Here is a 3,843-nt window from a genome sequence, read left to right on the forward strand (position 1 = left end):
GATAAAAACTCATTTAAATCACTTTGCTATTAAGTACAAATTGATTCTTAGAGCGAACCAGATTGCTTGGCAGGAGCTTAAAAATATGGCAGCTTAAAATTGACCGTGCGTAACATGAGTTGGTTATTATTTTTCCTTTATTTATACCCTTGACTCCTAAAATGCCGGCACCTGGTGTTGATCCCTCTTGGGCCTTAGGTTTAAATCAAGCAGTTGCCCAAGGGCTTGCTTTTGGTAAAGAGATCATCTTTACTCTCGGGCCTTATGCCGCGATTTATACTAAATTTTATCATCCCGCTACTGATTCTATGATGCTTTGGGGCAGTTTGTATTTAGCATGTGCTTATTACTTAGCCTTATTGCTACTCATGCAACATGCGTCCTGGTCGTGGAGGTTTATTTTTAGTGGTTTTTTATTAACCTTAGTTTATGCTAAAGATGCCTTATTTTTTTCTTATCCTCTCTTAGTTGGTCTGCTGGTGTTTCATGAGGTGCAACGCGAGCAAAAATCAATAAACTACAGAGCCTTATGTGTATTTATTTTCTTAGCGAGCCCTTTAGGTTTATTGCCCTTAATTAAAGGCTCTCTCCTTATTATAAGTGGGGTTATTTCGGGCTTAAGTGCCTTGACGCTTTTTTATAAGCGGCGTTTTCTTTTAGGCGCGGTCCTCCTTTTCAGCCCTTTCTTGTCTTTGTTGCTTTTTTGGTTATTAGCTGGACAACATTTAGCTAATTTGAGTCCCTATTTTATGAGCTCTTTAAATTTAGCCCTCTCGTTTACTGACGCTATGTCACTACAAGGGAATGGTTATGAAGTAATAAGTTATCTCATTTTAACAGTGTTTGTTTTGTTGCTGGTTAGTAAAGCTCCTTTGCCAAAATTGTTAACCTTGTTTTTATTTAGTCTATTTTTTGTTTTTCTTTTTCTTTCGTTTAAAGCCGGTTTTACCCGTCATTTTGGCCATGCTTTTATTGCGGGTACATCTTTACTGATTGCGGTCTTATTGCTTCCTTATTGTATTCGTTCAAAATGGCTTGCGCCGCTTGTGGTTTTGGCTTTCATAATCTCCTTTTATATCGAGGGACATTATCGGCAGTTTAATTTGCTCAAAAATATGCAATCTACTTATGCTACTGCATGGTATGGTTGGATTAGTCGTCTCAATGACACGGACTGGTTAAAAAATAATTTTAGGCTGTCAATGAGTTATTTAAAAATTAAAAATGCTTTTCCGCTACTGAAGGGGACATCTGATATTTATTCCTATGAGCAAACGGATCTTATTGCATCAGGTAACACTTGGTTGCCGCGACCCGTGCTACAAAGCTATTCCGTCTTTAATGTTGCTTTGGCTAAGGTAAATGAGCAGCACTTATTGGGTCCACAAAAACCGGATAATATCTTTTTTAAAATGCAGCCGATTGATAATCGCTGGCCCTCTTTAGAGGATGGAAATAGCTGGCCTATTTTTTTGAAAAACTATCAAATAGCAACGTGGATTAATGATTTTTTGCTTTTGCATAAAGCGCAGCTAGGTGCTAAGCCTAGTTTCAAGCAAATCGCTCAGGAAACTCATTCTTTAGGTGAAACAGTTCATCTTCCTACTTCCCAGCAAATGATTTTTTTGCGCTTAGAGTTAGAGCCTAATGTGCTCGGGAAACTTTTTAGGGTCTTATTTAAGTTGCCTGAACTTAGCATTACGGCTCGATTAAGAAATGGGAGCGAAAAACGCTATCGTTTAATAGCGGAGATGGCAAAAGCCCATTTTCTACTAAGCCCTTTAATCGAAAATACTCAAGAGTTTGCCTCCTTGTATGACAACGAATTCATTCTGCAAGGAAAGCAACTTGTTTCCTTTAGGATTGATTCTGCGAATGAGGTAGGGGGTGGATGGTTATGGTCACCCCATTATGTCGCGCAACTTAATGTCCTTTTGTAAGGAAAACTATTAAATTAAGCTATCCATATTGGATTAAATAAATAAATTAATTCATTTCTGCCGTTTGTTTTTTGCAGCTTGTTTTATTTTCTGGTACATTGATTTTGATAGATTTTTATGGGGAAAAATATGATTAAAAGAATTTTTGTTGCAGTTTTATTTCTATTAAATAGCACTATTGTTTTAGCGCTCGGTGATCCAAGCACTTGTCCTAAGGCATTACCAACCAATAATGCTGGATTTTGTGCATCATTTAAAGTAGCTGCTGTTTGTCATTGCACTACCTCCGGTTTACCTGCTGGAATGTGTCAAGATATGAATGCCCTTTATAATCGAATGATTGGCTTGTTTGGTTCAGTACAAAAAGCATGTCAATACCAAAAAGATACTACTACTCAAAATTGTATTGATAGCTGGAGTTGTTATCGCTCAGGAGGGAAGGATTCTCAAGGTAGACTATGCAGTTCTACGGGTAACTCTTGTAAATAATTTTTAATTTATATTTTTAGCTCTTTGATGGTTAAAGGGCTAAAAAATAAGTAGGTGATTGTGATAAATAAAAAATTCGATTACTTTTCTATCTTCTTTTTAGGTTTATTCCTTCTAGATAATGTGAGTGCTCAAGATGTAGTCAAAACCCACGCGCCTTATATCGGGATCATCGGGGGCTATGGATCGACTACTTGGGATGGTTTAGTCCCTAGCTCTCGCAATCAGAATGTAGCAATGAGTATGTCGACCCCTATAGAAGTAAAGGAAGGGGGCGGTGTCTGGGGTTTTTTAGCAGGATATGAATTTAGTCCCTATTTTGCAATAGAAGCCAATTATTTAAGATACCCGGATGCAGAGGTTGCTTTTGATGCCTTAAGTTTATTTACTTTCAACCACGATGGAGTAACTAAGTTTACCTCAAGTACTGAATCGCTAAGTATAATGGGCAAAATTATGCTAATTATTCCAGATACAAAGATAAGGGCGTATTCTGGTGCAGGTATAGCTAATTTACATCGTGAAGATATGATAGTGGATGATTGGCGCGTTAGCCCAACCTTTGGGGTTGGTTTTATTTATCCGATTAGTGAGCACTTAATGGGGTCTTTATCCGGTGAATATACTGCTGGATTTGGTGAGTCTCAATTAAATCCTGCGGACACGTATTATCCTTTTCTCTATTCTGCCACTGTACGTTTAGCGTATCGTTTTTAAACTGGATACCAATTACTGTCGAGCTTGGCTCGACAGTAATTGATTCATCACTTTCCTGCAGCTGCTAGGCTATAACCATTTACGGTATTTAAAGTATTTATAAGGTAACCAGGAGGCAAAGAGCATTAAACCGATAGCGAATATATAGCCATACCTCCATGACAGTTCGGGGATGAAATGAAAATTCATCCCGTAAATGCTGGCTATAAGTGTTGGTGGTAAAAAAATAACGGCCGCAACGGAAAATATCTTGATAATAGCATTTTGTTCAATCTGCACCATTCCCAAAGTCGCATCCAATAAGAAACTAATTTTGTTCGAAATAAAATGGGCATGATCGTTGAGCGAATTAATATCCTTGTTTAGTGTCATCAAATGAATATGATCATTATTATCGATTGCCTCCCCAGCAGATTGATCGAAAAAGGAAATTAGTCGGGCAAAAGAAACTAAGCTTTCTACTATTTTAGAATTTAATGCCCCATTAATACCTAATTGTTGTAAGAAATGATGATGATTGGAAGTACTTGGAGTATGAGGCTGGAATATATTTTGTGAAAATAACTCCAATTGATGACTAACTCATGTTACGCACGGTCAATTTTAAGCTGCCATATTTTTAAGCTCCTGCCAAGCAATCTGGTTCGCTCTAAGAATCAATTTGTACTTAATAGCAAAGTGATTTAAATGAGTTTTT

General features: G+C 37.3%; 4 protein-coding genes. 3 read left to right on the plus strand and 1 reads right to left on the minus strand.

From position 1 onward, the window contains the following. Window positions 1-161 precede the first annotated feature (161 nt). The 3 genes from ELY15_RS14335 (at window position 162) to ELY15_RS14345 (ending at window position 3,146) form a co-directional block, all read left to right on the plus strand. On the plus strand, window positions 162-1,940 hold the full coding sequence (locus ELY15_RS14335; protein WP_127101211.1) for a hypothetical protein: 1,779 nt from the start codon (window positions 162-164) through the stop codon (window positions 1,938-1,940). A gap of 129 nt (window positions 1,941-2,069) precedes the next feature. Then, window positions 2,070-2,429 carry a hypothetical protein gene (locus ELY15_RS14340; RefSeq protein ID WP_127101213.1) on the plus strand — a complete coding sequence of 120 codons (360 nt, stop codon included), beginning with the start codon at window positions 2,070-2,072 and terminating at the stop codon, window positions 2,427-2,429. A gap of 60 nt (window positions 2,430-2,489) precedes the next feature. After that, the gene (locus ELY15_RS14345) at window positions 2,490-3,146 is read left to right on the plus strand and encodes an outer membrane protein (RefSeq protein WP_127101215.1); all 657 of its coding nucleotides are present in this window, start codon (window positions 2,490-2,492) and stop codon (window positions 3,144-3,146) included. Window positions 3,147-3,215: 69 nt separating this feature from the next. Here the strand turns inward: ELY15_RS14345 and ELY15_RS14350 are convergent, their stop codons facing one another. Continuing rightward, the gene (locus ELY15_RS14350) at window positions 3,216-3,716 is read right to left on the minus strand and encodes a CorA family divalent cation transporter (RefSeq protein WP_127101217.1); all 501 of its coding nucleotides are present in this window, start codon (window positions 3,714-3,716) and stop codon (window positions 3,216-3,218) included. Window positions 3,717-3,843 lie beyond the last annotated feature (127 nt).

The organism is Legionella sp. km772 (assembly GCF_003989735.1).
Taxonomy (GTDB): Bacteria; Pseudomonadota; Gammaproteobacteria; order Legionellales; family Legionellaceae; genus Legionella.

What these genes read in the sequence shown, in the direction of transcription:
- ELY15_RS14335 (WP_127101211.1), top strand. Translation starts at nt 162, where the DNA reads ATGCCGGCACCTGGTGTTGATCCCTCTTGGGCCTTAGGTTTAAATCAA.
- ELY15_RS14340 (WP_127101213.1), top strand. Translation starts at nt 2,070, where the DNA reads ATGATTAAAAGAATTTTTGTTGCAGTTTTATTTCTATTAAATAGCACT.